This window comes from Sandarakinorhabdus sp. (genome assembly GCF_041689835.1).
GTDB lineage: Bacteria > Pseudomonadota > Alphaproteobacteria > Sphingomonadales > Sphingomonadaceae > Sandarakinorhabdus.
The window spans coordinates 1-2,635 of the sequence record NZ_JBDNFM010000166.1 but is presented as its reverse complement, the minus strand read 5'-3'; the positions used below and the strand labels follow the sequence as shown (position 1 = coordinate 2,635).

At 62.9% G+C, this 2,635-nt stretch carries 1 protein-coding gene and 1 tRNA gene; one reads left to right on the top strand and one right to left on the bottom strand.

From position 1 onward, the window contains the following. Positions 1 to 142: 142 nt before the first annotated feature. Positions 143 to 2,281 carry a methylmalonyl-CoA mutase gene (gene scpA / locus ACESL8_RS09125; protein WP_372918040.1) on the top strand — a complete coding sequence of 713 codons (2,139 nt, stop codon included), beginning with the start codon at positions 143 to 145 and terminating at the stop codon, positions 2,279 to 2,281. A gap of 227 nt (positions 2,282 to 2,508) precedes the next feature. Here scpA and ACESL8_RS09120 read toward each other — a convergent pair. After that, positions 2,509 to 2,582, bottom strand: a tRNA-Gly gene (locus ACESL8_RS09120). Between the last annotated feature and the right edge of the window lie 53 nt (positions 2,583 to 2,635).

Below are 2,635 nucleotides of genomic sequence, written 5' to 3'. Positions count from 1 at the left end.
TTGCGGGGCGGCTGGGGTGGTGGTGGTGTTTGATTATCCATGCCGGTCACAACGCAGGGCGGCGGCAACCGGTTCCTGTGCGGGCGCCCGGTTGACGGCAGCGGCGCTGCATGGCTTGAGAACAGCATACGGAGAAACGCAGATGACCAAGCCAACGGTGAACGAATGGGCCGCGATGGCCGCCAAGGAAGTGAAGGGTGCCAGCCTTGCGTGGCCCACGCCCGAAGGCATCACGGTGAAGCCGCTTTATACCGCCGACGACACTGAAGGCTGGGACCCCGGCCTGCCCGGATTTGCGCCGTTCACACGCGGGGTGCGGGCATCAATGTATGCCGGGCGGCCGTGGACGGTGCGGCAGTACGCCGGTTTTTCCACGGCGGAGGAATCCAACGCTTTCTATCGCCGCAACCTGGCAGCGGGGCAGAAGGGGCTTTCGGTCGCGTTCGATCTTGCCACCCACCGGGGCTATGACAGCGATCATCCGCGCGTGTCGGGCGATGTCGGCAAGGCGGGCGTGGCCATCGACACCGTTGAAGACATGAAGATCCTGTTTGACGGGATTCCACTCGATCGGATGTCCGTCTCCATGACGATGAACGGCGCAATCATCCCGTGCCTGGCGTTCTTCATCGTGGCGGCCGAGGAATCCGGCGTGCCGCAGGCCAAACTTGATGGCACCGTGCAGAACGACATCCTCAAGGAGTTCATGGTCAGGAACACCTATATCTATCCGCCGGCGCCATCGATGCGGATCGTGGCCGACATCATTTCGTACACCGCGCGCAACATGCCGAAATTCAACAGTATTTCCATTTCCGGTTACCACATGCACGAAGCCGGCGCGACGGCGCTGCAGGAACTGGCGTTCACTCTGGCCGATGGCATGGAATATGTTCGTGCAGCACAGGGCCAGGGCCTTGATGTCGATGAATTTGCCGGCCGGCTGTCATTTTTCTTTGGCATCGGCATGAACTTCTTCATGGAAGTGGCCAAACTGCGCGCGGCGCGCACGCTGTGGGCGCGCATCATGGCCAATTTCGGCGCCAAGGACCCGCGCAGCCTGATGTTGCGCACCCACTGCCAGACCAGCGGTGTGAGCCTGCAGGAACAGGACCCCTACAACAACGTCATCCGCACCACGATCGAAGCGCTGGCGGCGGCTTTTGGCGGCACACAAAGCTTGCATACCAACGCGCTGGATGAAGCCATCGCACTGCCCACCGATTTTTCGGCGCGCATCGCCCGCAACACCCAGATCGTGTTGCAGGAAGAAACCGGCATTACCAAGGTCGTCGATCCGCTGGGCGGCAGCTATTATGTCGAAGCGCTCACCAAGCAATTGGTGGACGGCGCGCAGGCGATCATCGACCAGGTCGAAGCGCAGGGCGGCATGACCAAGGCCGTCGAAACCGGCATGCCCAAGCTGGAGATCGAAGCCGCCGCCGCCGCCAAGCAGGCCGGCATCGACATGGGCGAAACCGTGATCGTGGGAGTCAACAAATACAAGCCGTCAACCACCGACGTCGTGCCAGTGCTTGATGTGGATAACGTGGCAGTGCGCGCCAGCCAGATCACCCGAATCGAAGCCGTGAGGGCTGCGCGCGATCCGGCGCGCGCCGATGCCGCGCTGCGGGCGTTGCAGGACGGCGCGGCGGGCAGCGCCAATCTGCTGGCACTGGCCATCGAATGCGCCCGCGCCCGCTGCACGTTGGGCGAGATCAGCCAGGCGATGGAAGCCGTATTCGGCCGCCACGTCGCCATCGTGAAGATGGTGAAGGGCGTTTATGCCGATGCTTACAAGGCCGATCCCGCCTATGTGCGTGTTGCCGAAGGCGTGGAAGCGTTCGAACGCCGCGCAGGCCGCAAACCGCGCGTGCTGATCGTGAAGATGGGCCAGGACGGGCATGATCGCGGCGCCAAGGTGGTTGGCACGGCGCTGGCAGATCTGGGGTTTGATGCCACGGTTGGTCCGTTGTTCCAAACGCCCCAGGAAGCCCGCGATCTGGCGGTGAAGCTGGAGGTGGACCTGGTGGCATCATCATCGCTGGCGGCCGGCCACAAGACGCTGGTGCCGGCGCTGATCGACGAACTGAAAATGGCGGGCCGTTCCGATATCAAGGTGATCGCCGGCGGGGTGATTCCGGCGCAGGATTATGAATTTTTGAAATCGGTGGGCACGGTGGCGATCTTCGGGCCGGGGACCAACATTGTCGAAGCAGCGGCGGAACTGCTGCGGCTGTTGGGGCATAATCTGCCGCCATTGGGTGAAGCGGTGGAATAGCAATCTTACTTTGCGGGACAGGGTCGACCCGGCGCAGCCGAGCGGGGTGAGGGGTGCCGCGTGCGGAACCGCTCAGTCTGCTTGGGGTTGCCAGCAAGCAAGTAAGAAGGTGGCGGAGCCACGCCGCCGGACGAGTCAAAAAACAAGCGAGCTGAGGGCCGTGTGTTTTGATCGCCTGCCAATATCGCCGGAGTCGGCGCGCGGGTCGGACGCTCGCCCGGCGGTGATGGAGCGGGTAGCGGGAATCGAACCCGCGCTAGAAGCTTGGGAAGCTCCTGTGATACCATTTCACCATACCCGCTTGCGCACGCAGAATTGCCACGCCGGCCGTTTGCGGTCAACTGTTCGCGCTGG